General features: G+C 61.2%; 30 protein-coding genes and 1 tRNA gene. 6 read left to right on the top strand and 25 right to left on the bottom strand.

Features of this window, described 5'->3' with window-relative positions; translation table 11 throughout:
• Positions 1 to 3: 3 nt before the first annotated feature.
• Positions 4 to 1,137: an ABC transporter permease gene (locus AABQ55_RS03245; RefSeq protein ID WP_064332134.1), complete on the bottom strand. Its 1,134-nt coding sequence runs from the start codon at positions 1,135 to 1,137 to the stop codon at positions 4 to 6.
• Positions 1,134 to 2,669, bottom strand: coding sequence for an ABC transporter ATP-binding protein (locus tag AABQ55_RS03240; RefSeq protein ID WP_272807241.1), 1,536 nt, complete (start codon positions 2,667 to 2,669; stop codon positions 1,134 to 1,136). The genes AABQ55_RS03245 and AABQ55_RS03240 overlap by 4 nt, the downstream gene beginning before the upstream one ends.
• Before the next feature lie 161 nt (positions 2,670 to 2,830).
• Here AABQ55_RS03240 and AABQ55_RS03235 point away from each other — a divergent pair, with 161 nt between their 5' ends.
• A complete protein-coding gene (locus AABQ55_RS03235; RefSeq protein ID WP_244770457.1) occupies positions 2,831 to 3,055 on the top strand; it encodes a SlyX family protein in 225 nt (74 codons plus the stop codon).
• Between the two features lie 105 nt (positions 3,056 to 3,160).
• On the opposite strand, the gene AABQ55_RS03230 is transcribed toward AABQ55_RS03235, so the two are convergent.
• The 3 genes from AABQ55_RS03230 to AABQ55_RS03220 all read right to left on the bottom strand — a co-directional run bounded on the left by AABQ55_RS03230 (position 3,161) and on the right by AABQ55_RS03220 (position 5,424).
• Positions 3,161 to 4,153 (bottom strand): BMP family lipoprotein, encoded by a 993-nt coding sequence (locus tag AABQ55_RS03230; RefSeq protein WP_244770393.1) that lies wholly within the window; start codon positions 4,151 to 4,153, stop codon positions 3,161 to 3,163.
• 217 nt (positions 4,154 to 4,370) lie between these two features.
• On the bottom strand, positions 4,371 to 5,021 hold the full coding sequence (gene msrA, locus AABQ55_RS03225) for a peptide-methionine (S)-S-oxide reductase MsrA (RefSeq protein WP_244770394.1): 651 nt from the start codon (positions 5,019 to 5,021) through the stop codon (positions 4,371 to 4,373).
• A gap of 82 nt (positions 5,022 to 5,103) precedes the next feature.
• On the bottom strand, positions 5,104 to 5,424 hold the full coding sequence (locus AABQ55_RS03220) for a hypothetical protein (RefSeq protein WP_244770395.1): 321 nt from the start codon (positions 5,422 to 5,424) through the stop codon (positions 5,104 to 5,106).
• A 234-nt stretch (positions 5,425 to 5,658) separates the two neighbouring features.
• On the opposite strand from AABQ55_RS03220, the gene AABQ55_RS03215 reads away from it, so the two are divergent.
• Positions 5,659 to 5,748, top strand: a tRNA-Ser gene (locus tag AABQ55_RS03215).
• Between the two features lie 342 nt (positions 5,749 to 6,090).
• On the opposite strand, the gene AABQ55_RS03210 is transcribed toward AABQ55_RS03215, so the two are convergent.
• Positions 6,091 to 7,146 (bottom strand): hypothetical protein, encoded by a 1,056-nt coding sequence (locus tag AABQ55_RS03210; protein ID WP_272807240.1) that lies wholly within the window; start codon positions 7,144 to 7,146, stop codon positions 6,091 to 6,093.
• Positions 7,147 to 7,270: 124 nt separating this feature from the next.
• Here AABQ55_RS03210 and AABQ55_RS37725 point away from each other — a divergent pair, with 124 nt between their 5' ends.
• From AABQ55_RS37725 to AABQ55_RS03195, 4 genes are all read left to right on the top strand, one after another.
• Positions 7,271 to 7,444 carry a ribbon-helix-helix domain-containing protein gene (locus AABQ55_RS37725; protein ID WP_443021138.1) on the top strand — a complete coding sequence of 58 codons (174 nt, stop codon included), beginning with the start codon at positions 7,271 to 7,273 and terminating at the stop codon, positions 7,442 to 7,444.
• A 244-nt stretch (positions 7,445 to 7,688) separates the two neighbouring features.
• Positions 7,689 to 8,093 (top strand): hypothetical protein, encoded by a 405-nt coding sequence (locus AABQ55_RS03205; protein WP_272807239.1) that lies wholly within the window; start codon positions 7,689 to 7,691, stop codon positions 8,091 to 8,093.
• A 76-nt stretch (positions 8,094 to 8,169) separates the two neighbouring features.
• Positions 8,170 to 8,355, top strand: coding sequence for a hypothetical protein (locus tag AABQ55_RS03200; RefSeq protein ID WP_272807238.1), 186 nt, complete (start codon positions 8,170 to 8,172; stop codon positions 8,353 to 8,355).
• Between the two features lie 58 nt (positions 8,356 to 8,413).
• Complete coding sequence (locus AABQ55_RS03195; protein WP_272807237.1) at positions 8,414 to 9,031, top strand: hypothetical protein; 618 nt, start codon at positions 8,414 to 8,416, stop codon at positions 9,029 to 9,031.
• A gap of 45 nt (positions 9,032 to 9,076) precedes the next feature.
• Here AABQ55_RS03195 and AABQ55_RS03190 read toward each other — a convergent pair whose 3' ends face one another.
• The 19 genes from AABQ55_RS03190 to AABQ55_RS03100 all read right to left on the bottom strand — a co-directional run bounded on the left by AABQ55_RS03190 (position 9,077) and on the right by AABQ55_RS03100 (position 26,426).
• A complete protein-coding gene (locus AABQ55_RS03190; protein ID WP_272807236.1) occupies positions 9,077 to 9,517 on the bottom strand; it encodes a hypothetical protein in 441 nt (146 codons plus the stop codon).
• 142 nt (positions 9,518 to 9,659) lie between these two features.
• The gene (locus tag AABQ55_RS03185; RefSeq protein WP_272807235.1) at positions 9,660 to 10,529 is read right to left on the bottom strand and encodes a baseplate hub protein; all 870 of its coding nucleotides are present in this window, start codon (positions 10,527 to 10,529) and stop codon (positions 9,660 to 9,662) included.
• 32 nt (positions 10,530 to 10,561) lie between these two features.
• The gene (locus AABQ55_RS03180) at positions 10,562 to 12,796 is read right to left on the bottom strand and encodes a hypothetical protein (protein ID WP_272807234.1); all 2,235 of its coding nucleotides are present in this window, start codon (positions 12,794 to 12,796) and stop codon (positions 10,562 to 10,564) included.
• A gap of 17 nt (positions 12,797 to 12,813) precedes the next feature.
• Positions 12,814 to 13,866, bottom strand: coding sequence for a glycine-rich domain-containing protein (locus tag AABQ55_RS03175; protein ID WP_272807233.1), 1,053 nt, complete (start codon positions 13,864 to 13,866; stop codon positions 12,814 to 12,816).
• Positions 13,867 to 14,212: 346 nt separating this feature from the next.
• Entirely contained in the window at positions 14,213 to 14,911 is a 699-nt protein-coding gene (locus AABQ55_RS03170) for a hypothetical protein (protein WP_272807232.1), read from the bottom strand.
• Positions 14,912 to 14,998: 87 nt separating this feature from the next.
• On the bottom strand, positions 14,999 to 15,619 hold the full coding sequence (locus AABQ55_RS03165) for a hypothetical protein (protein ID WP_272807231.1): 621 nt from the start codon (positions 15,617 to 15,619) through the stop codon (positions 14,999 to 15,001).
• An 11-nt stretch (positions 15,620 to 15,630) separates the two neighbouring features.
• Complete coding sequence (locus tag AABQ55_RS03160; protein ID WP_272807230.1) at positions 15,631 to 17,127, bottom strand: hypothetical protein; 1,497 nt, start codon at positions 17,125 to 17,127, stop codon at positions 15,631 to 15,633.
• A complete protein-coding gene (locus tag AABQ55_RS03155; RefSeq protein ID WP_272807229.1) occupies positions 17,124 to 17,411 on the bottom strand; it encodes a hypothetical protein in 288 nt (95 codons plus the stop codon). Before AABQ55_RS03155 ends, AABQ55_RS03160 begins: the two co-directional genes overlap by 4 nt.
• Positions 17,411 to 17,800, bottom strand: coding sequence for a hypothetical protein (locus AABQ55_RS03150; protein ID WP_272807228.1), 390 nt, complete (start codon positions 17,798 to 17,800; stop codon positions 17,411 to 17,413). Before AABQ55_RS03150 ends, AABQ55_RS03155 begins: the two co-directional genes overlap by 1 nt.
• A 441-nt stretch (positions 17,801 to 18,241) precedes the next feature.
• Positions 18,242 to 18,421, bottom strand: coding sequence for a hypothetical protein (locus tag AABQ55_RS03145; protein WP_272807227.1), 180 nt, complete (start codon positions 18,419 to 18,421; stop codon positions 18,242 to 18,244).
• Positions 18,418 to 19,167 (bottom strand): hypothetical protein, encoded by a 750-nt coding sequence (locus AABQ55_RS03140; protein WP_272807226.1) that lies wholly within the window; start codon positions 19,165 to 19,167, stop codon positions 18,418 to 18,420. The genes AABQ55_RS03145 and AABQ55_RS03140 overlap by 4 nt, the downstream gene beginning before the upstream one ends.
• On the bottom strand, positions 19,164 to 19,367 hold the full coding sequence (locus AABQ55_RS03135) for a hypothetical protein (protein WP_272807225.1): 204 nt from the start codon (positions 19,365 to 19,367) through the stop codon (positions 19,164 to 19,166). The genes AABQ55_RS03140 and AABQ55_RS03135 overlap by 4 nt, the downstream gene beginning before the upstream one ends.
• Positions 19,364 to 19,573 carry a hypothetical protein gene (locus AABQ55_RS03130; protein WP_272807224.1) on the bottom strand — a complete coding sequence of 70 codons (210 nt, stop codon included), beginning with the start codon at positions 19,571 to 19,573 and terminating at the stop codon, positions 19,364 to 19,366. The genes AABQ55_RS03135 and AABQ55_RS03130 overlap by 4 nt, the downstream gene beginning before the upstream one ends.
• 125 nt (positions 19,574 to 19,698) lie before the next feature.
• Positions 19,699 to 20,370: a hypothetical protein gene (locus tag AABQ55_RS03125; RefSeq protein ID WP_272807223.1), complete on the bottom strand. Its 672-nt coding sequence runs from the start codon at positions 20,368 to 20,370 to the stop codon at positions 19,699 to 19,701.
• On the bottom strand, positions 20,370 to 21,638 hold the full coding sequence (locus tag AABQ55_RS03120) for a tyrosine-type recombinase/integrase (protein ID WP_272807222.1): 1,269 nt from the start codon (positions 21,636 to 21,638) through the stop codon (positions 20,370 to 20,372). The genes AABQ55_RS03125 and AABQ55_RS03120 overlap by 1 nt, the downstream gene beginning before the upstream one ends.
• Positions 21,639 to 21,914: 276 nt before the next feature.
• The gene (lhpI, locus tag AABQ55_RS03115; RefSeq protein WP_272807221.1) at positions 21,915 to 23,597 is read right to left on the bottom strand and encodes a cis-3-hydroxy-L-proline dehydratase; all 1,683 of its coding nucleotides are present in this window, start codon (positions 23,595 to 23,597) and stop codon (positions 21,915 to 21,917) included.
• 205 nt (positions 23,598 to 23,802) lie between these two features.
• On the bottom strand, positions 23,803 to 25,053 hold the full coding sequence (locus AABQ55_RS03110; protein ID WP_272807220.1) for an NAD(P)/FAD-dependent oxidoreductase: 1,251 nt from the start codon (positions 25,051 to 25,053) through the stop codon (positions 23,803 to 23,805).
• A gap of 7 nt (positions 25,054 to 25,060) precedes the next feature.
• Positions 25,061 to 25,783: an amino acid ABC transporter ATP-binding protein gene (locus AABQ55_RS03105; RefSeq protein WP_272807219.1), complete on the bottom strand. Its 723-nt coding sequence runs from the start codon at positions 25,781 to 25,783 to the stop codon at positions 25,061 to 25,063.
• Entirely contained in the window at positions 25,776 to 26,426 is a 651-nt protein-coding gene (locus tag AABQ55_RS03100) for an amino acid ABC transporter permease (protein ID WP_272807218.1), read from the bottom strand. The genes AABQ55_RS03105 and AABQ55_RS03100 overlap by 8 nt, the downstream gene beginning before the upstream one ends.
• Between the last annotated feature and the right edge of the window lie 2 nt (positions 26,427 to 26,428).

The following is a 26,428-nucleotide window of genomic DNA, read 5'->3' as shown; positions in this document are numbered from 1 at the left end:
ATATCAGGCTCCCTTGGTGGCGGCGACGTCGCGCGTCTTCGGCGACAGCCCGAGGACGAGGCGCGTGATGGCCGGGCGGAACATGTGCTCGAGCGCGCCGGCAAACAGGATGACGAGACCCTGGATGATGACGATCATGTCACGCGAGATGGATGGCATCTCGAAGGAGATTTCGGCCCCACCCTGGTAGAGCATGCCGAAGAGCAGCGCCGCGGGAATGATGCCCGCCGGATGCGAGCGGCCCATCAGCGCCACGGCGATGCCGACGAAGCCCGCGCCCTGCACGAAGTCGAGCTGCATGCGGAACTGCTCGCCCATGATCGGGTTCAGCGCCATCATGCCGGCCAGCCCGCCCGAGATCATCATGGTGATGACGATGATCTTCGCCTCCTTGATGCCGGCATAACGCGCGGCGGCGGGGCTGTGGCCCATGGTGCGCATCTCGTAGCCGAGCCGCGTGCGCCAGATCAGCACCCAGACGCCGAAGGCGGCAAGAAGCGCCAGCAGGAAGGAGATGTTGAACGGCGCCGTGCCGACGGAAAGGCCGAAGATCGACATCAGCCAGTCGAGCTTGGGCAGCTGGCCGCCGGCATCGAAGGTGCGGGTTTCCAGCGACATGGAGCCGAGCGGCTTGAACACCTTGTTGAGCAGATAGTTCATCAGGCTGGCGGCGATGAAGTTGAACATGATCGTCGTGATGACGATATGGCTGCCGCGCCTGGCCAGCAGCCAGCCGGGGATGAGCGCCCAGAGCGCGCCGAAGAAGGCGGCGCCGAGGATCGCGATCGGGAAGACGAGATACCAGGGCAGCGTATGGTCGAAGGACAGGCAGGCGAGCGCCACGCCGATGCCGCCGATATAGGCCTGCCCCTCGCCGCCGATGTTGAACAGGCCGCAATGGAAGGCGACGGCCACGGCAAGGCCGGTGAAGATGAAGGTGGTCGTATAGTAGAGCGTGAAGCCGATATATTCGCCGCGGCCGAAAGCCCCGTTGATCATGTGGTAGGCGGCTTCCAGCGGGCTTTCGCCGACGATGAGCACGACGAGGCCGGAAATCAGGAAGGCGACGGCGAGGTTGACGAGCGGGATCAGGCCGTATTCGGCCCAGCCGGGCAGTTTCGCGTGCGGGACACTCATTCCGCGGCCTCCTTCCGGCCTTCCACCCCGGCCATCAGGAGGCCGAGTTCTCCTTCGGTGGCATCGGGCGTGCGCTCGCCGACGACGCGGCCGGCGAACATGACCAGGATGCGGTCGGACAGCGCGCGGATCTCGTCCAATTCGACCGAGACGAGCAGCACCGCCTTGCCCTGGTCGCGCATCTCGATGATGCGCCTGTGAATGAACTCGATGGCGCCGACATCGACGCCGCGCGTCGGCTGGCCGATGACCAGCACGTCCGGGTCGCGCTCCATCTCGCGCGCCAGCACGATCTTCTGCTGGTTGCCGCCGGAGAAATTGGCGGTCTTCAGCCGCGGGTTCGGCGGGCGGATGTCATAGGCGGCGATCTTCTCCTCCGCATCGGCGCGGATGGCGTCGATGTCGAGCAGCATGCCCTTGCGGTACTTCGGATCGTCGTGGTAGCCGAGGATGGCGTTCTCGCTTTCCTCGAATTTCAGCACGAGGCCGACATGGTGCCGGTCCTCCGGCACATGGGCGAGGCCGCGCTTGCGCAGCTCGGCCGGGTCGGCATGGCCTGTGACGTCGATGGGCTTGCCGTTCAGCAGTACGGTGCCGGATTTCGCGCGGCGGATGCCGGAGATCGCCTCCAGCAGCTCCGACTGGCCGTTGCCGGCAACGCCGGCAATGCCGACGATCTCGCCGGCGCGGATGTCGAAGGAGACGTCGTCGACCATGGTCACGCCGCGGCTGTCGCGCACGGTGAGGTTCTTCACCGAGAGCTTGACGTCGGCAGGCTTCGCCTCGCCCTTTTCGACGCGCAGCAGAACGCGGCGGCCGACCATCAGCTCGGCCAGCTCCTCCACCGAGGTTTCCTTCGTCGTGCGCGTCGCCACCATCTCGCCGCGGCGCATGACGGAGACCTCGTCGGTGATCGCCATGATCTCGCGCAGCTTGTGGGTGATGAGGAGGACGGTCTTGCCCTCGGCCTTCAGCTGCTCGAGGATGCGGAAGAGGTGGTCGGCCTCGGCCGGCGTCAGGACGCCCGTCGGCTCGTCGAGGATGAGGATATCGGCCCTGCGGTAGAGCGCCTTCAGGATTTCCACGCGCTGCTGGATACCGACCGGCAGTTCCTCGATGACGGCGTCCGGATCGACCTCCAGCGCATATTCCTTCTCCAGCCGCTTCAGCTCGGCGCGCGCCTTGGTGATGCCGGCATTGAGGATCTGGCTCTCTTCCGCGCCGAGCATGATGTTCTCCAGCACGGTGAAATTCTCCACCAGCATGAAATGCTGGTGCACCATGCCGATGCCGGCGGCGATCGCCGCGTTCGGATCGCGGATATCGGCCTTCCGGCCGTCGACGAGGATGTCGCCATGGTCGGCCTGGTAGAAGCCGTAGAGGATCGACATGAGGGTGGATTTGCCGGCGCCGTTTTCGCCGATGATGCCGTGAATGGTACCCTTGCGGACCTTCAGGTTGATGTTCCGGTTGGCGTGGACGAGGCCGAAGCTCTTGTCGATGCCCTGCAGTTCGATTGCCAATTCGCTCATGACGATCCACTCTTACGGGGATTTGAGGCCGACGGGCCTTTCGGCCGACCGGTCTTAGTCTTGTTGCTTCCGCCGCCCTTGTCCAGTCCGATTGCGGGCCCGGGCCTCTACCGCTATAGCTCCTGTCGCCCGGCATTCGGCCGAGGAGGAAAGCCATGACCATGCCCGACCGCCCCGACGAGACCGGGGCCGACCGCCTCGCCCGCCTGGAGGAACACGTCGCCCATCAGGCCAACACGATCGAGGAGCTTTCCGACCAGCTCGCCGAGCAATGGCGCGTGGTCGAGCAACTGCGGTCGAAGCTCGACCGGCTGACGGAACGGTTCCTCGCGCTGGAAGAGGGCTCTCTCGACGCCCCGGCCATCACCCGCCCGCCGCATTACTGAAGCACGTCCAGCAGGCGCGCACCGGTTTGCCTGCGCAAGGCAAGCCGGGATCCGGGAAGACGGAATCGGCCCGTCTGCGCGATGCAAACGGGCCGTCGCTGCCGCTTAGTAGGGGCAGGTCTCGTCCGACATGTAGTCGTGCACCTTCACCGTGCCGGCGATGATGTCGGCGCGGGCCTTGTCGACCGCGGCCTTCATTTCCGGGGTGATGAGCGGCGCGTTGTTCTCGTCCATGGCGACGTCGACGCCGTTCTCCTTGAGGCCGAGCACGTTGACGCCGGGCTGGAACGTATCGTTCTTGGCGGTGATGAACGCATCGTAGACGGCGACGTCGACGCGCTTGACCATCGAGGTCAGCACCTTGCCCGGATGCAGGCCGTTCTGGTTGGAATCGACGCCGATGCCGAGCTTGCCCGCATCGACGGCCGCCTGGAGGACGCCCACGCCCGTGCCGCCGGCCGCGTGATAGACCACGTCGGAGCCCTGGTCGAACTGCGACTTGGCGATCTCGCCGCCCTTGACCGGGTCGTTCCAGGCATCCGGCGTCGTGCCCGTATAGGCTTCGAGCACGTTCATGTCGGAGCCGAGCGACTTGACGCCGCCGATATAGCCGCAGGCGAACTTGTGGATCAGCGGGATATCCATGCCGCCGACGAACGAGACGGTCTTCGTCTTGGACGCCATGCCGGCGAGGATGCCGGCGAGCCAGCCGCCCTCTTCTTCCTTGAAGACGACCGAACGGACATTCGGCTTGTCGACGACCATATCGATGATGGCGAACTTGGTGTCCGGATATTCGGCCGCGACCTTCTCGAGCTGGGCCGCCCAGGAGAAGCCGGCCATCACGATCGGGTTGTTGCCGTCGCTGGCGAAGCGCCGGAGCGCCTGCTCGCGCTGGGCGTCATTGGCGATTTCGAAGTCGCGATATTCGATACCGGTCTCGGCCTTGAACTTCTCCGCGCCGTTATAGGCTGCCTCGTTGAACGACTTGTCGAACTTGCCGCCGAGGTCATAGATGATCGCCGGCTTGATGTCCGCGGCAAACGCGCTTGCCGACATGGCGGCCGTGGCAAGAAGGGTGAGAAGGGTTTTTTTCATTGTGCAGCCCTGTTCGCTATTGGTTTTATAGGGACCTTCCGCGTGGGCGCCCGAAAGGCGCGCAACGGAGCCACCGACCCGTTCCCTTGGGTCAGGCTGGCGGCATCCTTGCACGGCTCCGGGAAAAATTCACCAGAAATTTTTCAACTGGTAAAAAATAGAAGCCGCCGCGAAAGCCCTTCGCGGCGGCGCGCATCCTTCTGAAAATCCTGCGAAATCAGCCGATGGCGCAGGAAACGCCCGTGCCCCGCAGGCCGCAATAGCCGCCCGGGTTCTTGGCAAGATATTGCTGGTGCACATCCTCGGCGAAGTAGAACGGCCCGGCCTCGGCGATCTCGGTGGTGATCCTGTCGGTGCGTCCCGCCGCCGTCAGCGCGGCCTGGTAGGCGTCGCGCACGCGGCGCGCGGTCGCAAGGTCCGCCGCGTCGTCGAGATAGATCGCCGAGCGGTAGGTGGTGCCGATATCGTTGCCCTGGCGCATGCCCTGGGTCGGGTCGTGCGCCTCGAAGAACGCCTTCAGCAGCGTCTCCAGGCTCACCTCGGCGGGATCGTAGACGACGCGCACGACCTCGGCATGGCCGGTCAGGCCCGTCGTCGTCTCGTGATAGGTCGGGTTGGGCGTGAAGCCGCCGGAATAGCCGGCCGCCGTCACATGGACGCCCGGGATCTTCCAGAGCAGCCGCTCGGCGCCCCAGAAACAGCCCATGCCGAGCAGCACGGTCTTGAAACCGTCCGGATAGGGGCCTTCCAGCGGCCGGCCGTTGACGAAGTGGGTCTTGGACGTCGGGATGGGTTCGGCGCGGCCTGGCAGGGCTGCGCCGGGCGCGGGCATGACGGTCTTCTTGTTGAACATGTCGATCAGGAACATTTCTGGCCTCCTGGCCGGTTGGGCAATTCCAGCGAAGGTGCAAAGCGTCTGGCTTGGCGGCACCTGCGCGAAAAGGCGTGTTTCAGGCGGTGAAGCGGCCCGCGACGGGCGGGCGCCGGTAGGCGATCACCCAGAAGAACAGCGAGACGGCGAGCAGGACGACAAAGGCCGGCTGCGAGAGCACCCACATGGCCGCCGGATCCCAGGCATAGGGATGGAGGTTGCGCATGATGCCGTCGGCGACGAGCGCGATCGTGTCCGGGCTGGCCGTGCTCCAGGCGACGGCCAGCGGCGTCAGCACCGGCTCGGAGGCCGAAACCGACTGGATCGCATCGATCGTGCCCGCCATGACGGCGACGACAAGAGCAACGAGGCTGATGGCCTTCAGGATGAACCGTATCATCGCGCACTCTCCAGATATCGCCCGCGCAAGCCCAAATCCGCTCCGCTTCATTCCTGCCTATAGATAGGAAGACGTCCAGCCCTGCGCAATCCTTCGCCCGAACCCGAACATCCTTCAAAAATCTGTCAGAAAGCGGTTGATCCCGCCGCAAACCTCGGTATATATCGCGCCGTCCCGCCGGAATGGAAACAGGAAAGCGGTCCGCGCCGGATTGACCGTCGGCTGCGAGCGGACGGACAGGTGGCCGAGTGGTTGAAGGCGCACGCCTGGAACGCGTGTATAGGGGAAACTCTATCGAGGGTTCGAATCCCTCTCTGTCCGCCATTAACCATTGATTTTCCTGCATATTTTTAGATTTGTTCCGGCCTTTGCCATGCCTGTACCCATGTTTATTTTTTGATGAAAATTCTACTTTTGGGCAAAGAAAAACCCGCCCTTTCAGGCGGGTCTCTGCGTCAACAGGAAACACCACCTATTTGAAATCGCGGGCGATGCAGACAAAGCAGGAATCGTGATTGATGCTGACCCGCCACTGCCCGCCATGGAGGCCCTGCATAAGCTCTGCGAGGTAGTTGGCGACGGATGTCACTTCATCGGCCGCAAGTGAGCTAGTGAGCAACTGTGAGGCAAGGGATGCCGGTATAGCCGGCCGGGGAGAAATCGCCTTCATGCCGTTGCCTCGTCGAGATAATGCAGGGCGGAGCGCAGCGCGTTCTTGGCTACCGGATCTATCTGGTCGCCATCATCAATCGCAAACCGGATCGCCGCTTTGACGCCCTCGATGCTGGTTGTCGGGATGACATTTCTCAGGAGCTTTTGCTCAACCGCCCCGTACGTTTCAGCAACGTAACGCTCCTCATTCTGTCGAAAATCGTCGTCCTCGGGGATGGCGCAAAACGCTTTCGTTGCCTCCCTGTATTCGTTGAGTGCTGCAAGAAGCGGATCAACCGGGGGCAGATCATCAGCGTCGGGCAAGCGCAGTTGCGAGTAGACGCCTCGGCAGTCAATGGTGACCCGCTCCACGCTCATCTCTGGATCGTCGCGCAGAGTTTGAGCAATCCTGCGGCCAAGCCGGCTGATCGTCTGCATGGGGAATTCCCCGAGACGGGGACTGTCTTCCTGGAGCATCCCGAAGCCTACGGCGTATTCGTAGCCGGCAGGGAGGATGTATCCGAATTCGGCGTCTCCGGTATCGGCAAGAGCCTGAGACAGTTCCTTACCGAGGCGACGAGCCTTCGTCCAAGGATGCTCTGGCACAGCAGGTTCCAGTGCCGCGAGATAACTCCCGACAACCGTGTACTTGTTTACAGTGTTGAGGAAGCCTACGAGATGGCCTTTGGTCGCATGGTTCGCGACCATGTCGGAAACGATCATGTTGAGAAGAGTGCTATTTCCTAACGTCGGGTACTTGCCTAAAAAGGTGATGAACTCCTCGCCACATTTCTTGCCGAAATCGGCGTCGTCGCGGTAGCTTCCGCGACCTTCGATGTCAGCCCAATAGTCATAACCGCCTCCTTTCTTCCGCTTTTTGATGAAACTCAGCGTGCTGACGGCTGGCGTCTGAATGCGCGGCGTGTCGTCAGAATCTTGCGAGAACTGGCGCTCTGCCGTCTCCGCCGCCTCCGCAGTGGCGGAAAGCATTGTCGCAATGCTCTGCTCCACACGGATATCGTCCTGAGAGAGACGTTCAGGCGTCTTCGTGCTATTGGATCTAGTAGCCATGATCGAAATCCTACTTTCGGTTAGGGTTAGGGCCGAACAGGAGCGCCAACTCTTGCTCGGCTCGCATATTTCGTATATGCGGTATATTCAAAATCGTCAATAACGCATATGTGAAATATTAACTATGGGTAGACCGCCGGAATTTCCGACCAAAAAGCTTGTTGGCTTTGACCAAGAAATGCTCGACGCGCTGGATGAGTATCGTGCGAGACAAAAGCCAATTCCTAATCAGTCAGAAGCCATCCGATCTATCTTGCGGCAGTGGCTGAAGGACAATGGCTTCCTTAAATCGTCGTAACGTCCGAGTTTATTTCCACAGGGTGGTGTCTCAGACTGGTTGAGGTTGCACCGTGTACCGTCATACTCGGCAAATCCGTGCAACATGGAGACCACCGTTTTACGGAGCGGGTCTGACTGGGACATTGTCACCGCACTAAAGGATATGGGGAATTGAGAGTTTTCCACGCCTCACCTCGCCGCTGGCTCGCAGTCGGCGTCCTGCTCGCTGCCATGTTGCTGATCGGACTGACGCTGGGCCTGCCATGAGGAAGCAATTAACTCTGAAGGCGACCATCGCCATTCCCTACATCTTGATGGCCCCCCATGCTGGTGCGCAGGATTACAGGCCAGTTCACTTCTCCGCCCCTAATGAGCAGGAAGTGTACGACCTTCTGATGCACGCAAACGTGGCTTACTTCGGCTACCGGTGCAAAGTTTCAGAGGGCAGCTATGGCGACGACCTGCTTTCCCATGCACTGAAGCTCTCGAACGAAACCGGTGTGGATGCACGCGTTTTCAGCGCCATTCAAAGCCTAAGCGAGTGGCAGTTTACGGCGGCCTATCCGGAATTTGACGATGACACACCGGGAAGTGCGGCATGCTCATCACTTCATTCAACGCCGGCATTCCACGAAATGACATTGATGCATGACAAGGTGGCAGGCTGAGTTGCGGCTTGCGCGCTACCGGCGCCTCTGCCAGCATGGGGCGATGGCCCAACGATCTATCCTACGCCAAAAAGACATGGAACGCCTGATCAAGGCGGCCGAGAACACCGGGGCAGTTGTCCAGGTGGACATGAAGACAATGATCGCGACCATTTATCCCGCGGTCAAAGAATCGAAGAAAGCTCCTCAGACCATTATACCCGCTCACCTGCTTTCCGGCGTTCGGCTTGCCCGAGACGGCAAGGAGAATTGGGACGATTGATCCCTTGACTCAAGCGTGCATCGTGCCAGTCTACACGTCTGAGGCGTGGGAGTGCGGCATGAGGGCGAACTTGGTTTTGGCGATGTTGCTGGCCTTGGGAACGGGCGACACAAAGGCAGAAGAAATGTTCTCCGCGAACAAAAAGCCCATCTCCAATTTACATGAGTTTTGGGAACTGTCCGTCACTGCGAAAACCGATGTCTTGGATATTAGATCGTTCTCGGTTAATCGAGGCTGCCATACCGAAGTGCCTAGATTCCCCTTGGTTTTGAAATTAGGCCAAACCGCACAGCTAGGCGTCATACCTTGTGACCCAATTGAGCTGACGATTGAAACGCAGCAAGGTGGCTACAACGTTTCTTGGGATACTGGCGATTATTCGGATCGTGATTTCATCGCAAGAAAGGCTCAGGTGACGACTTTCCAGAATGGTTTCGTGTCTTCCTATTGGGTGCTGTATGCCACAAACATCGGAGAGCAAGCCGAGTTGCGCTCGTTTGTGGTGAATAAAGGACAATGCTCTACAAAAGCGAGAATTATGTTGAAGGAAACCCCAAACTCGGAATTTAAGCTGGATTTTGGAGACCGGTATGGGGTGGCTCTATTCAACTGCAATCCCTTGTCTTTAACAATCAATTCAACCCGTGGCACAAGTACGTTTACTTGGGATCAGTAGCGAGGCGTTTTCGCACATAATCACTGTTAATGATCATTATCACCTTCACGCTGCCGCTAGCTCCCTTGCCATCCTCATAAACCTCTGCGCCTGGCGATAGGTAATCCCGCTCTTCTCCTCCACCCAAACACGGAAATGGCCGTGCGGTAGCTTGGCCTTGACCGCGAGGAGTTCGGCGCCCATCGCTGCCATCTTCTCGTCCGATACGCGCTCATAGCGCTGGGGGAGCCGTACAGCGGCTTTCTGGGGTTTCGGCGGTGAGAATGCCGCCGGGCTGTAAAGGCGATTGTGGGCCTCTCTGGCAGCGTTCTGGTGGGGAGTGGATAGACCGTGGAACTGCCGTACCGTCATCCCGAGACCAAAGGCCAGTTCAGCATCCGCTCGTCTCTGCCGGTTCGGCATCTTACGGATCGCCCTGATCTGCCAGTTGTTGAGATGGCGCATCACGCCAACGCCTTCAACTTCCACCTCGGTCAAAGCAGGCATTCAATTCTCCCGATATGGAAAAAGGCCGAGCCCTGAAAACTCAGGGCTGGCCTCTATTGTTGAGCCAGTACATCCGTGGTCTCGCGTAACTATGTAACAGTTTGGCCGGAGATTTCAAACCATGACAAGTGTGATGGCCGGATCATCCGCCGGCAACCGTGCTGCCAGCAATGGTGCCGACGATATCCATGTGCCATTTTCCTTGCGGCATTTCGGCCTCAAGCTCGTAGTTCAGGGCGTTCACGATCCATTTGCCGTTTGCCGGTTCAATGTCGCTCTTGACCTCGATTTCGCCCTGAAATTTGACCGCAGGATTGAAAGCGGACTTCAAGATGATCTGCTGTTGATTGAACAACGGATAGCCAATCAATCCGGTCTGCGGCGAGATGAGCACGGTCTCGCCTTCCCGCTTGTCACCCGGATTGTTGATCGCGAGGACGTTCCGCTCCATGACCCAGACGATGCCGGCGTCACGCGCAATCGCCGTGGCCTGCTGCACGAGAGAGCCTGCATAATAGGGATTAGCGAGCTTTGCGGTGACTCCGTTGTTCTCGAACGACATTCCGAGCTGCCCTGCGATCTGAGACATCATCCCGGCGACATCTGCCGAGCCGCGGATGCTGAGCGGCGTAGCTGGCTTCACCTGATGAAAATAGCCGGTCTTTGCCTCAACCAAGAAAGCGACCTGCGGCATCGCCGTGGCGTCGACCATCGCATGGTAGATGTTTCCTTCAAAGACCACATGCATGCCCGAAACATCATCGCCGGCAGTGACCGTAACGCGATTATCGAGGGTTTGTTGAAAGCGGGGCCCGACATTGGACAACTGGTTCATCACGTCGAGCGGCAGGCCGAAGATGGCCATCCGGAAGTTGTTGATCTGCTGACCGCCAACCACCGTGCCGCTGCACGAGGTGCGTAGTCCTGCGGCGGAATAGGAATTGCCGCCGCCTTCAAAGCTGCCGGTCGCTAGAGTGAAGGTGACCTCAATGCGTTTCTGTGAGAAAGCCATCGTCAATCCTATAGTTCGGGAAAGCGCCTGTTCTAACCCTGTACGTCCGCCGTGAAGCTGCTGCTGAGCGTGATTGAATCGCCGGGACTGGTCACTAGGCCAGTAAGCTTGAGGTACTGGGTGTCTGCACCGCTCATATCGACAGTTGCGTTGCCGAAAGCAACACCACCGCTTACCCCATTGAGCCGCGTTTCAAGCTCGACACGTTGTGATGCCGCACCACGCGCATACATGTAAAACTCAGCGATCCATTGCCCGGTAAACGAACCCGGAATCGTGATGGAAGCTACGCTTGTCCCTGAGGCATCCAAATTCGTTGTGCCGATCCTGAATCTGAGAAACTTATCCGCCCCGGTTCCGCTCACGCTTCCAGCGGCCCGGATAAAGACGGCCTTCCCGACGTAGTTGGACGAAGGTGGACCTTTCCATTCGCCCGCATTGAGCGTGAACGACGCAAGGAACGTCTCGACACCGCTCGAATTGGCAACTGTTCCCGGAACAATGGACCTATCCGCAGTGATGGTGGAAATCGCCTTTGCGTAGCGAGGGCTGGCCGTGGATGACTCCCGCCGCACGATGTTGCGGGTATTCGCGTCTGCCGTCCCGTCGTTGTAGTTGATGCCGGGATCGTCCTGAAGGTCGCCGCCGGGAGCCTCCCAAATGGCGGTTTCATTATTCGAGAATATGGCCGTCGAATCTACATGCGCGCGGGCATTGGCCCCGATCTCAAGCCCGATGAAGAAATCATCGATGTCGGCATTCACATGACCTGTGCAACCTTCCCGCACGGTGATGCCGCGACCGGTTCCACTGCCCCGCAGGATCGGCATATCGCCAGCAATCGGGTTTCCATTGGTCTCATCCATCCCGTAACCGATTGCGTGATAGACGTTGAACAGCTCCTGAATGCACGCATTGGAGCCTGCGCCCGCCCCCATGTCGAAGATGCCGCCCGAAACATAGAGGCTGCAACGCCGCTGAGCATCGATGCCGTTTGCGCCGGCAAAATCGAAATGCACGTTGTCGGTCACAAGGATCGTGTCCTCAACAGCCGCAAGCTGCGTTCGCGTCCAGTTGACAAAGGCAACGTCCTTCACCTTGAATTTCGCGCCAGAAACGCCGCGAATTCCGATGGTTGTTGCTGCCGTGCCGTCGAAAATCGCAGTTGGCACGTTCGGATGGCCACCAACGTCCGGCCCTTTGATTTCAATGAGCAATTCGCTTGAAAGACCGAAGGGGATAGTAGCGACAACAGCCGACGCATCCGTATAGGTGCCATCGGCTGACTGAACGATCCATTTGCCTCGCAGCACTGGCCCGTAGAAGGCGATATCGTTAAGGGCGCTTTGGAGCGTGGCCTTCGGCTCTCCGTCTCCAAGTCCATCATTCGTATTATCGCCCGCCGGGTCCAGGTAGATGACGTTCGTGTCTGCGCGCTCGTTCGTGACGTGCCAAACGTTGCTGCCACGAAGGACGCGGCCGGGACCGCTATGCTTGACGCTATGGAAATTCGCAATGGATTCGGTCGTGAGAAAGTCAGCGTCGGGCCATGCTACCTCACCGCCGGTCACGTCCGCCCATGTGACGACCTTTTGAACGGCAACTGTGTCGTCCTCCGACCCATCTCCGATGGCCCCCTGCATATAAGGCGTGACGGCCAATTCATCCACGGCCCACCAACGTCCATCGTTCTGGAACTTCAGATCATAGGAAGGCTCTGTATCGACGACCTTGTAAAAGGCACCTCCAATCAATGTGGAGAGATCGCCGGGGGTCGGGTCGTATGCCTCGACATAAACGCGATCGACTTCCGCAGGGATCACCGCAAGATCGGCTTCACGGAACGACGGAATGCGATAGACGCCCGTCGTGATTGTCATCACGTCATCGACAGCCAGCCCCGAATCCGCGATGCCCCGACCATTCGTAGTAGAGAAGACGGCTATGTTGTCCACGACAGAAGAACTAGGACCAATCACCGTCCCGGTGGAGATCGGGCCAATCGTTGTGCCGTTAACGCGCGCAAAGATGCCGGTAGAAGTGAACCAGATATCCCCGTCTTGCGGGTTGTTTGGCGCGACACCGACGCTGATCGCAAATCCTGCACCAGCCGCCGTGGAAGCAGTCGTGATGAGAGGACCCGACATTGTGTCGCCGGCACGGTTTACCGGCGTGAAGCCAAGCTCGTCCTGCTTGGACGAAAAGGCAAAGTTCCACTGTGCGGGCGTCGGTACGTAGGCGTACGACCAACCTGGAGAAGTGCCCATGGCTGCTACCTATCTAATCAAAACAGAGGAGTAACGATGACGCCGCCGGGGGCTCCGTTGCCACCGTTACGATTTGGTCCGGCATCGAGATTGTTGGCCGATCCGCCGCCACCAGCGCCGAAGCCGCTGCCCCACGCGGCGCTCGTGTTAGACGAGCCATTGCCACCAGCACCATAAGGACCGCTTGCACCGAGCCCACCATGGCCGATGACGACAGAATTAATGCCCGCAGTGCCTGGACCGCCCGACATGCCTTCGATATTCAAATCGCCGTCAACTCCGGTGCCACCTGTTGCATAGGTCGTGAAGGCATAGCCGTTGGACAGGACGACAGCGCCACCATCCCCGCCGGTCGCAGAGCACACGCTGCCGAAGCTTGACGTCCCGCCGTTGGGGCCTGCCCCCGTGCCACCTACACCTCCAGCGCCAATGGTGACTGCATAACTGGCGCTCGGCCCGACGATCAGCTTTCTGGCAATCCCGCCCGCGCCGCCGCCCCCGCCGATACGGATTTCACCGACACCAGGCGTTGCGCCGCCACCACCAGCGCCGCCGGCCCCAACAACGATCACGTCAAGCGCTCGGCATCCGGTAGGCGTCGAATAGGTCTGGTTGGCCGTGATGTAGACGGGAGCGCCAAGGACGTATTGCGACGAGGTTTGCAAGACCAGCGGCACCCAGTTCGCGCCGCCGCTGTTCGGATTCGTGGTGTTGTCGTCCACGGTGTTGAGGTAGAGGGTGTTCCCCGAGTTGGCGATGACGATTGCGCCCTGCGGATAGCCACCGATGGCGGTCGAGAAGTCGCTATCGTACGGCACAGCGCCGCCCGCACCTTGCCAGCGCGACCACTGCGTAATCTGGCGAAGGATGCCGTTGAAGTCTTGGCCGAACGGGGGAACGCCGCCAGCGCCGACAGGCAGGAAGGTCATAGGCGGGAAGCCAGTGGTGAGCGAAGCCGCACCGTCTTGAATGCCGATCTGGGAGGCTTCGGGGATGGTTCGGATGTACGAGCCGCTTGCGCTGTTGCCAAACGGGATCGGGAACCGAGCCGGAAGGTCGGAGATTTTCATGGATTATGCTCCACAGTTGGGGAAAGGAACCGCGAAGCGGCATGGACAAAAAGGGTGCCGGCCCGGCTTCCAGTTGTCGTGAAAGGCTGTCCGGCTGCCGCTGTTGTCGCGCACACCTGCGGCTGGTGCGCCCGTGCAAAGGATAACACGGGGAAACTCGCGAGGAATTTGAGCACCACCCCGCCGCCCCAGGAAGCGGTGGCGGCGGGGTGGTTGTGACGCTGGCCCTGCTCCCACCTTACGATGGAGACAGCGAGAGACTGTCCAGCTGCGGCGGTTCTCTCGGACACCGTCCGCTGGTCCGCCCATACGCGAAAGCGATGAAAGCGCACGGGGACTACCATGATCACACCTCCGGCAGCGGCGCGTCTGCGTCCGCTGTCAGGGCGTGGAATGCCTTCTTCCAAGGGTCGATGATGTGGGCGACCTCTGGCGAATTGATCGATTGTCCCGCTCCGGGGATCACATCAAGCGGATTGTTCAGAAGGCGTTCGCGACGGCGCTTCTCTTCCGATGGGGGCCATGAGGTGTCGCGACTGTTGAGAAACACGAGGACAGCGAGGTCCGGCCCAAGCTTTTCCAGCGCGTCACGAACGCGGGACTCGATCTCAGCCGCTTTCGTCACCATCAACGCCGACGCGGCGTTTTCAACCCGGGTGACGGCCGATTCCAGAACACGTTCTGCGTTCTCGACCGACGTTTCCAGGCTAAGACGGGCCTGCTGGGCTGCTGCCATGATTTCTTCGGCGTCAGCAAGACGCTGCTGGGCTGCCTTCAGATCAGTATCAAGCAGATCAGCGCCGTCGATGGCCCTCTGAGCGGCACGCTGCGCGCGATTGTCGATAAGCTCGGAGACTTTCGCCGTGGCTTGGTCTATCTCGTGGTTGAGATCCCAAGTGCGCCTCTCGGCACGCTCATGAGCCGCTGTGACGCGATCACGCTCGGCCTTTGCCTGGACATGGGCATCAATAGCGCGGCGCAGCTCGACGCGAAGCGGGTCGTCTTGTGCCGGCGCGGTTCTTGCGATCTTGAGAATGCTCCTCATTTCGCGGCGCCTCCGACCGATGCCGCGCCGATCGGTGAAGCGCCGATCACGAACGGCTTTGCGGCTGGCTTGGGTTTACGTGCCATCTCAGCGCCCCTTTGCCCCGATCCGCGCAGCATCCGGCCAGCGCTCGGCAAAGCTCTTGGCGCTGGCGGCCGAAATGGGCTGGCGCGTTTTCGGTTTGACGAGCGGCGCATCGCTTTTGATGCTGGCCATCTCAGGCCAGCGCTGAGCGAAACTCGAAGGGCCCTGAATGGCACGGTCAGCCGCCCGAACCTCTTCCTTGCCGTTGCCGGCAATCATGTCAGGATCAAGCGGGGTGTCCTTGGCCGGTGCGCGCTCGTCCTCGTCCTCTTCGCTGTCTTCAGCATCGGCTTCAACGCATGCTTTACGGATCGCTGCCCAACCTTCCTCAGAAAGCGACGTAGCGAGCTTCCGGAGCGCTCCTATATCGAGAGCCGGCTTTCGGGCCTCCCGCTCCCCCTCATCGAAGGTGAAGCCGTATCGCGAAGCATCGAACTTGCCGCCCTTCGAGAAATCCGACACCGGCACCCGCAAGGGCTTGCCGGGTACGCGACGCATGTTCTTCGGCACGCCGTCAAAAGCGCCTTCGGGAGCGGGATGGGTGAGATGCGGGTTCGCCTTCAGGAAAACTGCGAAGTTATGCAGTTCCAAGTCGGAGAGCAGTTTATCGGGATGGCCGTTCATCGCGGTTCCTTTCAGTGACGAATGAGCTGTTGGCTGTAGGACCCGCCGCCCATCGGAAAGGCACGCGGATTGGCGGGAGAGGCAGAGGCGGCAAGAGCTTCGGCGCTGATCTTCATAGGGCCGCGCTTGGTAAGCAGCGGGGCAACAGCGCCAGCAATGGCGTTGGCAACGTCGTCATGGCCGCCGGGGGCATGGTCGATGAGGGCACGCCCAGAAGAACCGTTGCGGCGCTCCAGCCCCACCAACTGGTCAATGCACCGGGCGTTGTCGAGAAGGACTAGGTGCCCGCTGTTGATGTGCGGGACCATGGCGCTGTAAAGCGCACTCTTCGGCTGGTCGCAACGCTCATAGATGACACCGTTCTGCGAAAACGGCTCTTTGCACCATTCCCCACCGAAGTTGTCACCCGTGACGGTTGTAATACCGTAACGCTTCAGGTCGTCGCAGAACTCCAGCGTCACAACAGACGGCTTGAAGGGCGGTTTCTTCTCCCGCACTAAATCGATGACAGCATTGCCGGTCCGGTCACGATGCGCGATGCAAAGCGTCATGGAATCCGTGCCAGAGCCGCCGGCAGGGTCCACAAAACCGACATACTTCACACCCGGTTCACGGGCGCGCTCGGTTATGCCAGCATCAACCAGTGCCTCCACGACTTCGCGCACCAGAAGCGTTTCCACGTCGGTACGGAACAAGCCGCCATATTCAGCGCTGGCAGCGCCTGGGTCACGCTGATAGGCCTTGTCCACCGTCGATTGCTTGAGCGTGCTGTTGAACGTCTTGGACGGCCCATTGGCTACCAGAATGCCCTTGTCGCCGTTGGGGCCGAAGTCTGACTTGAACGTGCGGAAAAGCTCGCCCTTGCGCGCATACGGGCTGCTGATAACCATCATGGGCGCCGACGTGGTAGCCAGCGCAGGCCGAAGGGCGCGAAGGATTTCCGTGTCAGGGTTCTTGCTGCCTTCGACGGACCAAAACGCGGTTTCGTCGCAAATTGCGCCTATGGCCGTGATGGATCGAACGGTTCGGAAGTTTGCAACCGAGATGATGATATCGGTCGAGTTGTCTAGGGATATCTTGTCCGCTGTTGGCTCGCCTTCGAGCCTGCCGTTCAACACTGGCGAGTGAGTCAGAATGCCCTTGACGTGCTCGAAAGCCTTGCCGGCCTGGTACGAGGCAGCAGCGAGGATAGGCAGCGCACCACGCTCACCCGGGGCAAGGTATTCACTCCAATCGCAGAGCGCAGCCAGATAGGCCGCTAGCGTGCCCGCTGAGCGCGTCTTGCCCGCGCGCCTACCACAGATGCCCCAAAGCTCATCAACGCGCTCTAGGGGCTCCCTGTCGCGCCCTGTGACGGAATGGAAAAGAACACGCTCGTCGTCAGTCAGCGCCTCACCCATGGCAGCGATGAGTAAGACACGCCAAAGCGCCCAGCTGTCCCCGGGGATGGCCCCGCCCAAGAGCTGTGGGTCTTCAAGCGCTTCGCGCATCGTAACCAGGGGCTTCATGCACGCTCCTGCAAAGCGATCCAAGCGCGGGCAAGGTGATCGTCAATTCGGGTGAGGAGATCGTCCCAACGGACGGGTGTCATGTCGGTGAACGGCACTGACCATTTGGCCGGCATGTCCATTGCCGCCATAGCCACACCAGAGCGCAGGTGCAACAGTTCCGCCCGCAGGGCCATCAGACTAGCGGACACGTCTGCAACGCCGTCCTTGGCCTCCTGCGGGGGTACTGTGCCAAACCCGAAGATATCGAAGAGGAAACCGTCATGCGGTGCGGGCGCGCTCATCAGGCAGCCGCCTTGTTGCGCAGGTACTCGGCAATATCGGGCTTACGGGTCTTGAGGCGCCTATCCAGCCCTAGGGCGCGCTCTGCCAAGCTGGCGGCACGGGTAGCGCGGACAACATCGGAATGGGTCACGCCAGTTTCACCCCGCAGGAGGCTTGCACGGGCGCTTTCAGCGATGACGGCAAGCTCGGCAGCGGTAGCAATCCGATCGCTCATGAGGGGGGCATCAGCATCAACGCCAAGGGCCACACGATAGCCCTCGATGACTTCCGCCCGACGCTTGGCCTCACGGGTCCGCTTGTCCATGGTGACGCCGGCAATCGTTCGAACCGAAGCGGTTGCTTCGGCATCGTTTCCGCGGGCTATGTCATGGGTATTCGATAGGGACATTTGAAGCTCTCCGAACATGGGTACGGAGGCGGATAGTCCCGAATAAAATGGATTTTTGCAAATGATTTCATAGCGTAGCGAAGGATGAAACGTCCTTCATACTCGTCAGCAACCGCAGACACACTTGCACCACGTCTAAATTATTTTGTGGATTGAAGTGCCAGAGCCTGCGAAAAACAGTTCCTCGGATTAGCGCAATCGGAAAATCGCCTGCCGGCAATCAACTGCTTCGCGCTCGCTTTCGCACAAAAATTCTACAAATTTGCCGTTGTATCCGATGGGTTTTCCAGCCCCCTCACCCTTCGGAATGTTCAAGAACGATGACGATGAAAGCGAGACCGAAGCCGAATAGGGCAAGGACGGTCGAGGCATGCGCAGGAACGCCTATGGCTTCCACTGTGCCTAGGAGCATTGTGACGAGTAATCCGATAGCTCCCCCGTTCATGCGGCTTTCCCCTTGCGCCACTCTGTGGCGTCTATGATCTTGCCTCGGTCCTTTGGTGTGGGGATACGATAGATAAGCTCCAGCGCTGCTTTGCGGCACAATGCTGGCATGATGTTGATGACCTGGGCGCTTGGTCGATTGTCGGCCCATGTGAAGAGGCTGAGTTGTTCCGTCATGCGCAATCCCTCGCTTCGCGTTTCCATTCCCTGATGTCACATGGATAGAGGCATTCCCGCATCAGGCGTTGCAGGGCTTCCTCTATGTAGCGATCGGGCAAGCCCTGTCGGAGTAGGAATGCTTTGCCCTCTTGGAGATTTGCGGGCGCCTCGAATGGAAACTCTTGCTCGTCGTTTTCGGTCTCGCGCGTATACGTATCCTCTTTACCTCCAGAGCCGAATTTTCCTGTTTCTGGTCCTAGTTCCTTGTCCTGTTCCTTTTCCTTGCTTCGAAGGGGCTCGGAAGGGGCTTGGTTAGCCCCTTGGAAGGCCCTTTCAAATTCCTCTAGACAAAGCTGGTCTCTGAGGTGGAAAAGGTCCCTGTAATGGGCGTAAAAATCCAATGTTATCTTACAGATAGGAAAGTTTGCTAATTGTTTTGCTACGCTGGAAACCCTGTTGTCCTTCGGGCTGAGACGCGGGGCGACCTGTGTTGCAGCCATTTCGTGGACCCACACGATTTCCGACTCCTCGTCATAGGTAGCCAAACCGGCTTCGCAGACCCTTTGAAGCCCCTTCGAAGCCCCTTCCAAGGGGCTTCCGATCTCATACGAGAGATACATCATCGGAAGATGATAAATGCCGATCATGGTAGAGTGCGGGCTGGTCGTGAGGTGATAGTGAACGGCGATCGCCTCCACATTGCCGCGAAGCTTTTTAATATCCGTCTGCCAGATCGAGGGGGGAATGGTTGCAAACTTCCTCAAGCCAGTTCCCTCCGCAGCTCATGGCTTTCAGTGATCGCCAGACAGGCCTCCAGAGAGTTCAGACCGAACATTTCCTTGAGCGCGGGCACAAGTGGCTTAGGGCGGTTTGTAGGCGGGACGGTAGCCAGGAAGCGAGCCGCCTCGGTAATGGCGTGGCTATGCTCGTGCTCGGCAACATTGATTGAGACGTGGGCCATCATGCGGCCCTCGACTTGGCGAACTTGGCGTCGGGCAGCGAGGCCAGATGATCTTTCACGCTGGTGAAGATGATAAGGGTGCGCCGGCCGCTTTTCTTGGCTTGGTAGACCCCGCGGCGAAGCTTGTCCTTTACCGTCCATTCGGATTCGGCCGTGTAAACCGCAGTATCCGCGATAGAGAGGAATTGAGGTTCAAGAACATTGCTCACTTAAATCTCCGTTGCTGACGTTTGTGGACGTTTGTTGCAAGGAGATGATTAGCTAAGCTTGCTACGCATAAAGAGACCCCTGCCGATTATTTCGCACGGTAGGGGTTCCTAACTTAATCAGCGATTTAGGAAGAGGTCCATTTCTGGATTTGCGCCTCGGTTATTTCCTCCCCGTCTGGAAGGTCCAAGCCAACGGTTAAGAGCTTTGCGACCGTGCCGTACATTTTCGCGCCGAATATACTCTGATTGTTGACGGCAAGCGCTCGCGCTCGTCCGCGCATCAGGTTAGCCGCACCAGGGTCGTCATTCTCGGAGCGCTGCTTGCTGGTCTGTGGGAGCCTGTAGGGCGATTCCTTTATCAGGTCCTCATACCAAGATGCATGCTTTTCGAAATAGCGCGCAGAGGCCTCCAGAGCGTTTCTAGTGGCATCGTCCATCGAAGGGTCAGGCATATCCCCCGCAAGCGCCCTTCTGCACTGGTCGGCAACGTCGCGCCATTGAGCGACATGGGTCTTCATGACCGAATCCGTGATGACGCCTCGGTTGCTTGATAGCTCTGTCACTGCGTAGGCAAACACGGCTCCTGCTGCCAGGTCGCTTAGGGAGAAGGCCACACCGTCTTGATAGGTCTCTGCCAACTGCCAGCCCTTCACGCTATCGAGTGATATTACAGGCTGGCTGGAAAGATATTTCCAAGTTGGGCGCAACCTAATGTCAGACATGAGGCGCTGCGCAATTGGATCGTTTGCGAAACAATTGTCTTTTAGGATCTGAATGGCGCGTGCGACGTTTGACATTAGGCGCTCTTACGCATCGGGGTGACGTTGGATCCGGCGGGAACCGGCTTGGTGCAATAGTTCGACCATGCATCCATGATCGCGATACGCTTTTTAAAGGCGTCACCACGGGCATAGGCGCGTTCTACCTTGTCCCCTACGGTATGCCCCAACGAAAGCTCTGCAAGCTCCCACGGGAAGTTTGTGGCCTCTTGCGCCCATGTTCTGAACGTGGCGCGGCAGCCATGCGATGTCATCGCCCCTTTGCGCTCCATTCGATCCAGAAGCGCCAACAGCGCATTGCTGGATAGGGCAGCGCCTGAGACATCGTTAGGGAACGCAAACTCACTGTTTGCCACTTCTCCACCGATTTCTGCAGCCATAGCCCGAGCGCTGTCAAAAGCCTCCAGCGCAGCGGCAGAAAGCGGAACCTTGTGAGGCTTCCCGGTCTTTGTGAGCGCCGGAATAGTCCAGATCGCCGCAGCACGGTCGATATCGGCCACCTTAGCGTGGCGCACGTCCGCCGTTCGAACGCATGTCGTGATGAGGAAGCGCAGGGCAAGGGAAGCCATGCCAGTCCGCTCTTGAAGCGCCGCGAAGAACTGCGGCATTTCCTGCCATGGCAGCGCCGGCTGATTCTTGGTCGGCTTGATCTTCTCTTTCGGCGCCAAGAGATTGTCTATGTGCCCGCGCCAGCGTGCGGGGTTCTCGCCCGAGCGGAAACCGCTAACCGTGGCCCATCCAAGGATTGACTCAATCCGCCCGCGAACGCGGCTGGCGGTTTCGGTTTTCGTGGCCCAAAGAGGCTCGATGACTTTCATGACATGCGCCGTCGTGATGTCGGCTACAGACATCTTGCCAAGAACTGGGTTCGCGTAAGTGGCGATCGTGCTCGTCCACTGCTTGGCATGAATGGGGTTTTTCCAGCCGGGGCGGTGCTGCCGTATGTAGGCCTCAGCTGCCTCGGCAAATGTCAGTCCCTTTTTCAAGGTGGCGAGGTTATGCGCGACCTTGGCCTTACGTTCTTCGATCGGGTCTCGACCCTCTTTGACAAGGTTGCGATACTGGCGAGCAACCTCCCGTGCTTCCGAGAGTGACACGTCATTGACCGATCCGAGCCCCATGTCCCGCGGTTTCATGCCGGGAAGCTGGAACCGAAAGACCCATGACTGGCGCCGCAGGCCATCCTTGTTCTCGGAAACCTGGAGATAGAGGTTGCCGCCGTCCGCATGCATGCCGGGTTTCTTGCTCTTGAAGCTGGCCGGCAGTCTGTGAATTGCTCTACTCATCCGCATTCATCCCAACTTCGTACCCATGTTCATGATACAACGCCTACCACCTTCCACCACCTATGACAACTATATGGAACGAATAAAATCCTTTCAAAACAACGCCAGCAACCTCAAGCAACCGTTAGCAACAGTTGGTAGGACAGCCTCTCTGTCCGCCATATCCCCCTCAAGGTTCCCCCCTGATTTTCCGCAGGAAATCCACGCCAAGGCGTATGCCTTGGCGTTCCCTGAACGCCCGCCCGGCAAGCCCCGGCGGGCATTGTCGTCCTGCGGTCAGGAAAGCCAGGCGGGCAGGCGCGGGGGGACGCGGCCGGTCAGGGCGGCTTCGATGCAGTCGGAGAGATTGCCGAAGCGGACGGTGCGGCCGGAAAGGCCCGGGCCATAGTGGGCATATTTGCCGGAATTGGTGAGGAGCGTGCGGGTCTTGGGCGGGAAGACCGGTTCGGAGATCGAGCACCAGCAGAGGTCGTGCAGGACCTGAACGCCGCCTTCCCTCAGCCGGGCAACGGTATCCCCGGCTTCCGCCATCACGTCGCGGCCGGCGGTGACGATCACGGCGACGCCCGCGTGGCACCTGCGACCGGCGAGGGCATCGGCGAGGGTCGCGCATTCCGAGAGCGAGGCATGCGGGCTGCCGATGGCGACGAGCTCGACCTCGGCCGGGCCTTCGTTGAACATCGTCCAGACCTCGACCATGTCGGCGTGGGTGATCGTCACCCGGTCGGCCGCGGGCAAGGCCGCGCCGTCCGCCTCGGGCGTCACGCCCTCGATGTGCAGCATGGGCGCGGCGGAGGTGGTGCCGAAGGCGGCGCAGAGGGCCTTGAGGTCGTCCCGCGTCGGCCTTGCCGCGGCAACGCCGCGCAGCAGCGGGATGCGGTCGGGCGCGGCACGGCCGGCAAGGTAGCCGATGAGCGGCCAGAAGGCATCGTCGAGCCCCTCCGGCAGATCGACGTCGATGACGCGGCGCGCCTTGCGGTGCTCGTCGAGATAGACGCCGGACAGCGGCGCACGGCCGGTGAGCGCGATGCACAGGTCGAGGAAATCGGGGTGCTTCGCCGTGCGGGCGCCGAGCACGGTGTTGGCGAAGATCACGGCATTGGATTCGGCCCAGGCGATGGCCTCGCCGGTCTTCGGCGCGCTGTCCAGCAGATAGGGCGAACAGGTGAAGGTCGGGCGGCAGCCCATGCGGACATAGGCATCGGCGAGGCGGGCGGCGGGATCGCCGAAGGACGGCGGCACGCCCTGCGCCTGCCAGTTGGCACGGTCGACGGAGATGGCGTTCATCGTGGTCGGCACGCGGACCTTTGCGCCCATCTCCGCCATCGTTTCCGCGAAGGTGAGGTTGGCGGGGCTGGCATAGATGCAGCCGTCGATATGGCCCTGCACGACGTCGACGAGTTCGCGGGCGCCCTGCTGGGCCGCCATGGCCGTGGTGATGCGCATGGCGAGCGCAACGGCGATGCCGTCGCGGCCGTCCAGCATGGCGCGGTCGTCTTCCGTCAGATCGAGCGCGGCGGTGGCGGGCGGGGTGACGGGGATCGTGAGGCCGTCAGCCTCGATGGCGGTTTCGCCGATCCGTGCGGTCCCGGCGCGACAGAGGGCATCGAAGGCCGCCTGCGACAGGCGCAGGACCGGCAGGGATTTTCCGAACATCTCGGCGGCGATCAGGGCGCCGAGGGTCAGGACGTCCTCCGCCTCGCTGAAGACGAGGGCGCCGGGGGCGCGGCCGGTGAGGGCAAGGTCGAGCAGGACGCCGGAGCCGGTGCAGGAGCCGCGGCTCGACGGCATCATCAGGATGCCGCCGGTGATCGTGACGCCATGCAGCGGGTGGTGCACGTCGATGACCCGGCCGGTGGCGGGATCGACGCCGCCCCAGAAGCTCAGCGCCTCGCCCGTCGCGATGACCGGGCCGGCGGCGGTGCCGGAAAGGAGGCTGCGGGCGGAGAGGTCGGCCATGGGACGGGTCCTGTGCTGCTGGGTGGTTCCATCAAGGATAGGCGGCGCGCGCTTGCCGGAAACGCGCGAAAACCAAGGTATGGGCGCCCGCGATCCCCGAGGGACCCGGGCACGGCCTGGAGCAGGTCCGGTGACATCCGGCGCGCCGGATTGCTCCAGGATAGTGTTTTCCCGCGCCGAAGCGATACCGCTCCGGCGCAGCCGCCTAGAAACGCTGCGGCGAGAAGGGCGCGATGTCGATCGCCGCCGGCCGGCCGGTCACGAGGTCGGCGACGAGCCGCGCCGTGCCGGCGGACTGGGTGAGGCCGAGATGGCCGTGGCCGAAGGCATAGACGACATCGGGCGTGGCGCGGGCGCGGCCGATGGCGGGCAGGCTGTCGGGCAGCGAGGGGCGGAACCCCATCCACTGCACGCCGCCCGCCGGCTTCAGGCCGGGCAGGAAGGCTTTCGCCTTTTCCAGCATGGCCTCGGACCTGCGGAAGTTCGGCGGCAGCTTCAGCCCGCCGAGTTCCACCGCGCCGCCGACGCGGATGCCGGTCGACAGCCGGGTCACGACGAAGCCGTGGCCGCCGAAGGTGACCTGCGTCCTGAGGTCGAAGGCGCCGGGCGGCAGGGTCGTGTTGTAGCCGCGCTCGGTCTCGAGCGGGATGCTCTCGCCCAGCGTGCGGGCGACCTGGTGCGAGAAGGCGCCGGCCGCGAGCACGACCTTTTCCACGCGCCGCGTCCCGCCATCCGCCGTCGCGATCTCGACGCCGCCCTCGACGGGCCTGAGGCCGGCGACCTCGGCGCGCTCGATCCTGCCGCCCTTCGCGCGAAAATGATCGGCGAGCGCCAGCGTGTAGAGCTTCGGATCCGCGATGGAATACCAGCCGGGCGTGAAGGTGCCGTGCGTGAAGCGCGGGGCGAGGCCGGGCTGGATCGCGGCCATTTCGGCGGCATCCATGTGGCGGAATTCGATGCCGTGCGCTTCGCGGGCCCTCCAGCCCGGCAGCGCGGCGTTCAGCTCGGCCCGGCTTTCATAGACCTGGAGATTGCCCTCCCTGCGCAGCATGGCGAGCGTGCCGGTCGCGCCGAGGAAGGGTTCCAGCTCGGCCTTGGAAAGGTCCATCAGCGCGGTCTGCGCGGCGGTGGAATGGGTGACGCGGCGTGCCGAGCAGGCGCGCCAGAAGCGGAACATCCAGGGGGCGATCTGCAGCGCATAGGACGGCGGCACGGAAAGCGGCCCGAGCGGGTCGAGCAGCCATTTCGGCGCCTTCCTGAGGATGCCGGGCGAGGCGAGCGGCAGGATGTCGGTGAAGGCGAAGGCGCCGGCATTGCCGGCGGAAGCGCCGGCGGCGGGGGCTTCGCGCTCGAGCACGGTGACGGCGAGGCCGCGGGCCTGGGCGGCAATGGCCGCGGAAAGGCCGACCACGCCGGCGCCGATGACGACGACGCCGGGTTCGATTCCAGTCTTCATCATCGCCTCAGTGCGTCGCAGCGAGGAAGGTTTTCAGGTCGGCATCCTTCGGCGCGCCGAACAGCGCTTCCGGCGGGGCGATCTCGGCCATCACGCCCTTGTGGAAGAAGGCGACGCGGTCGGAGACCTCGCGGGCGAACTTCATTTCATGCGTGACGCAGATCATCGTCATGCCCTCGGAGGCGAGCATGCGCAGCGTGTCGAGCACTTCGCCGACGAGTTGCGGATCGAGCGCCGAGGTCACCTCGTCGAACAGCATGTAGGCCGGCGACATGGCAAGCGCCCGGGCGATCGCCATGCGTTGCTGCTGGCCGCCGGACATGCGGCTCGGATAGACCTTTAGCTTGTCGCCGAGGCCGACATGGGTGAGCTGCCTGACGGCCATCGCCTCGGCCTCGGCCTTCGACTGGCCCAGGACCTTGACGGGGGCCAGCATGACGTTTTCGAGCACGGTCAGGTGCGGGAAAGCGTTGAACTGCTGGAAGACGATGCCGAGCTTGCGGCGCAGCTTGTTGAGGTCCGTGCCCTTGGCATGCACGTCGGTGCCGTCGACGACGATGCGTCCGCTGTCGATAGTCTCCAGCCCGTTGATGCAGGTGAGCAGCGTCGACTTGCCCGAGCCCGAGCCGCCGATGATGGTCAGCACCTCGCCCTTCTCTACGGTGAGGTTGATTCCCTTCAGGACTTCGAGCTGGCCGAAGGATTTGCGGACGTTTTCGATCTCAATCATTGGACCACCGTCTTTCGAGATAACCGCCGAGCCGGGCGATGGGGAAGCTGATGATGAAGTAGATGGCGCCGCAGATGAGCAGGATGAACAGCGGCTCCTGCAGGCGCGTGACGAGGATCTGCGAGGCGCGCAGGAGCTCGATGAGGCCGAGCCAGAGCACGAGCGCCGAATCCTTCATGACGCCGAGCGTCAGGCCGATCCAGGCGGGCAGCGAGACCCGCGTGGCGAGCGGGGCCACGATGTAGCGCATGTCCTGCCACCAGGTCATGCCCAGCGATCTGGCCGCGCGGCGCGTGGTGGCCGGCACGGAGGAAATGCCGCCGCGCACGATCTCGGTGCAATAGGCCGCCGTATAGAGCGACAGCACCACGCAGGAGGTGGTGAACGGCGCCCAGCCGAGCTTCATGATCGACTGCAGCGCATTGCCGAGCACAAGCTGGATGAGCAGCGGCACGGAGCGGAAGATGTCGAGCAGGAAGGTGAGCGGCATCGACCAGTAGGGGCCGGCCTGGTTGCGGATGACGCCGAAGAGGATGCCGAGCACGGTGCCCGCGAGGACGGAGACGGCGGTGACGGCGAGCGTCATGGCCGCGCCCTTGGCGAGGAAGCCGAGATCGGCAAGGGTGAGAGCGGTATCGAACATGG

The sequence above is a fragment of the Shinella sp. WSD5-1 genome, assembly GCF_963942435.1.
GTDB classification, from domain to species: Bacteria; Pseudomonadota; Alphaproteobacteria; order Rhizobiales; family Rhizobiaceae; genus Shinella; species Shinella yambaruensis.
Note: the sequence above shows the minus strand (reverse complement) of the source record. Positions and strands in the feature narration are given on the sequence as shown.

Coding starts and splice junctions, on each gene's coding strand:
- AABQ55_RS03155 (WP_272807229.1), bottom strand. CDS start 17,411: ATGAGCGCGCCCGCACCGCATGACGGTTTCCTCTTCGATATCTTCGGG.
- msrA (WP_244770394.1), bottom strand. CDS start 5,021: ATGTTCCTGATCGACATGTTCAACAAGAAGACCGTCATGCCCGCGCCC.
- AABQ55_RS03100 (WP_272807218.1), bottom strand. CDS start 26,426: ATGTTCGATACCGCTCTCACCCTTGCCGATCTCGGCTTCCTCGCCAAG.
- AABQ55_RS03185 (WP_272807235.1), bottom strand. CDS start 10,529: ATGGCTTTCTCACAGAAACGCATTGAGGTCACCTTCACTCTAGCGACC.
- AABQ55_RS03195 (WP_272807237.1), top strand. CDS start 8,414: ATGAGGGCGAACTTGGTTTTGGCGATGTTGCTGGCCTTGGGAACGGGC.
- AABQ55_RS03190 (WP_272807236.1), bottom strand. CDS start 9,517: ATGCCTGCTTTGACCGAGGTGGAAGTTGAAGGCGTTGGCGTGATGCGC.
- AABQ55_RS03135 (WP_272807225.1), bottom strand. CDS start 19,367: ATGATGGCCCACGTCTCAATCAATGTTGCCGAGCACGAGCATAGCCAC.
- AABQ55_RS03210 (WP_272807240.1), bottom strand. CDS start 7,146: ATGGCTACTAGATCCAATAGCACGAAGACGCCTGAACGTCTCTCTCAG.
- AABQ55_RS03160 (WP_272807230.1), bottom strand. CDS start 17,127: ATGAAGCCCCTGGTTACGATGCGCGAAGCGCTTGAAGACCCACAGCTC.
- AABQ55_RS03245 (WP_064332134.1), bottom strand. CDS start 1,137: ATGAGTGTCCCGCACGCGAAACTGCCCGGCTGGGCCGAATACGGCCTG.
- AABQ55_RS03205 (WP_272807239.1), top strand. CDS start 7,689: ATGAGGAAGCAATTAACTCTGAAGGCGACCATCGCCATTCCCTACATC.
- AABQ55_RS03110 (WP_272807220.1), bottom strand. CDS start 25,053: ATGAAGACTGGAATCGAACCCGGCGTCGTCGTCATCGGCGCCGGCGTG.
- AABQ55_RS03150 (WP_272807228.1), bottom strand. CDS start 17,800: ATGTCCCTATCGAATACCCATGACATAGCCCGCGGAAACGATGCCGAA.
- AABQ55_RS03125 (WP_272807223.1), bottom strand. CDS start 20,370: ATGTCAAACGTCGCACGCGCCATTCAGATCCTAAAAGACAATTGTTTC.
- AABQ55_RS03105 (WP_272807219.1), bottom strand. CDS start 25,783: ATGATTGAGATCGAAAACGTCCGCAAATCCTTCGGCCAGCTCGAAGTC.
- AABQ55_RS03220 (WP_244770395.1), bottom strand. CDS start 5,424: ATGATACGGTTCATCCTGAAGGCCATCAGCCTCGTTGCTCTTGTCGTC.
- AABQ55_RS03145 (WP_272807227.1), bottom strand. CDS start 18,421: ATGACGGAACAACTCAGCCTCTTCACATGGGCCGACAATCGACCAAGC.
- AABQ55_RS03240 (WP_272807241.1), bottom strand. CDS start 2,669: ATGAGCGAATTGGCAATCGAACTGCAGGGCATCGACAAGAGCTTCGGC.
- AABQ55_RS03165 (WP_272807231.1), bottom strand. CDS start 15,619: ATGAACGGCCATCCCGATAAACTGCTCTCCGACTTGGAACTGCATAAC.
- AABQ55_RS03175 (WP_272807233.1), bottom strand. CDS start 13,866: ATGAAAATCTCCGACCTTCCGGCTCGGTTCCCGATCCCGTTTGGCAAC.
- AABQ55_RS37725 (WP_443021138.1), top strand. CDS start 7,271: ATGGGTAGACCGCCGGAATTTCCGACCAAAAAGCTTGTTGGCTTTGAC.
- AABQ55_RS03230 (WP_244770393.1), bottom strand. CDS start 4,153: ATGAAAAAAACCCTTCTCACCCTTCTTGCCACGGCCGCCATGTCGGCA.
- lhpI (WP_272807221.1), bottom strand. CDS start 23,597: ATGGCCGACCTCTCCGCCCGCAGCCTCCTTTCCGGCACCGCCGCCGGC.
- AABQ55_RS03170 (WP_272807232.1), bottom strand. CDS start 14,911: ATGAGGAGCATTCTCAAGATCGCAAGAACCGCGCCGGCACAAGACGAC.
- AABQ55_RS03200 (WP_272807238.1), top strand. CDS start 8,170: ATGGAACGCCTGATCAAGGCGGCCGAGAACACCGGGGCAGTTGTCCAG.
- AABQ55_RS03180 (WP_272807234.1), bottom strand. CDS start 12,796: ATGGGCACTTCTCCAGGTTGGTCGTACGCCTACGTACCGACGCCCGCA.
- AABQ55_RS03120 (WP_272807222.1), bottom strand. CDS start 21,638: ATGAGTAGAGCAATTCACAGACTGCCGGCCAGCTTCAAGAGCAAGAAA.
- AABQ55_RS03235 (WP_244770457.1), top strand. CDS start 2,831: ATGCCCGACCGCCCCGACGAGACCGGGGCCGACCGCCTCGCCCGCCTG.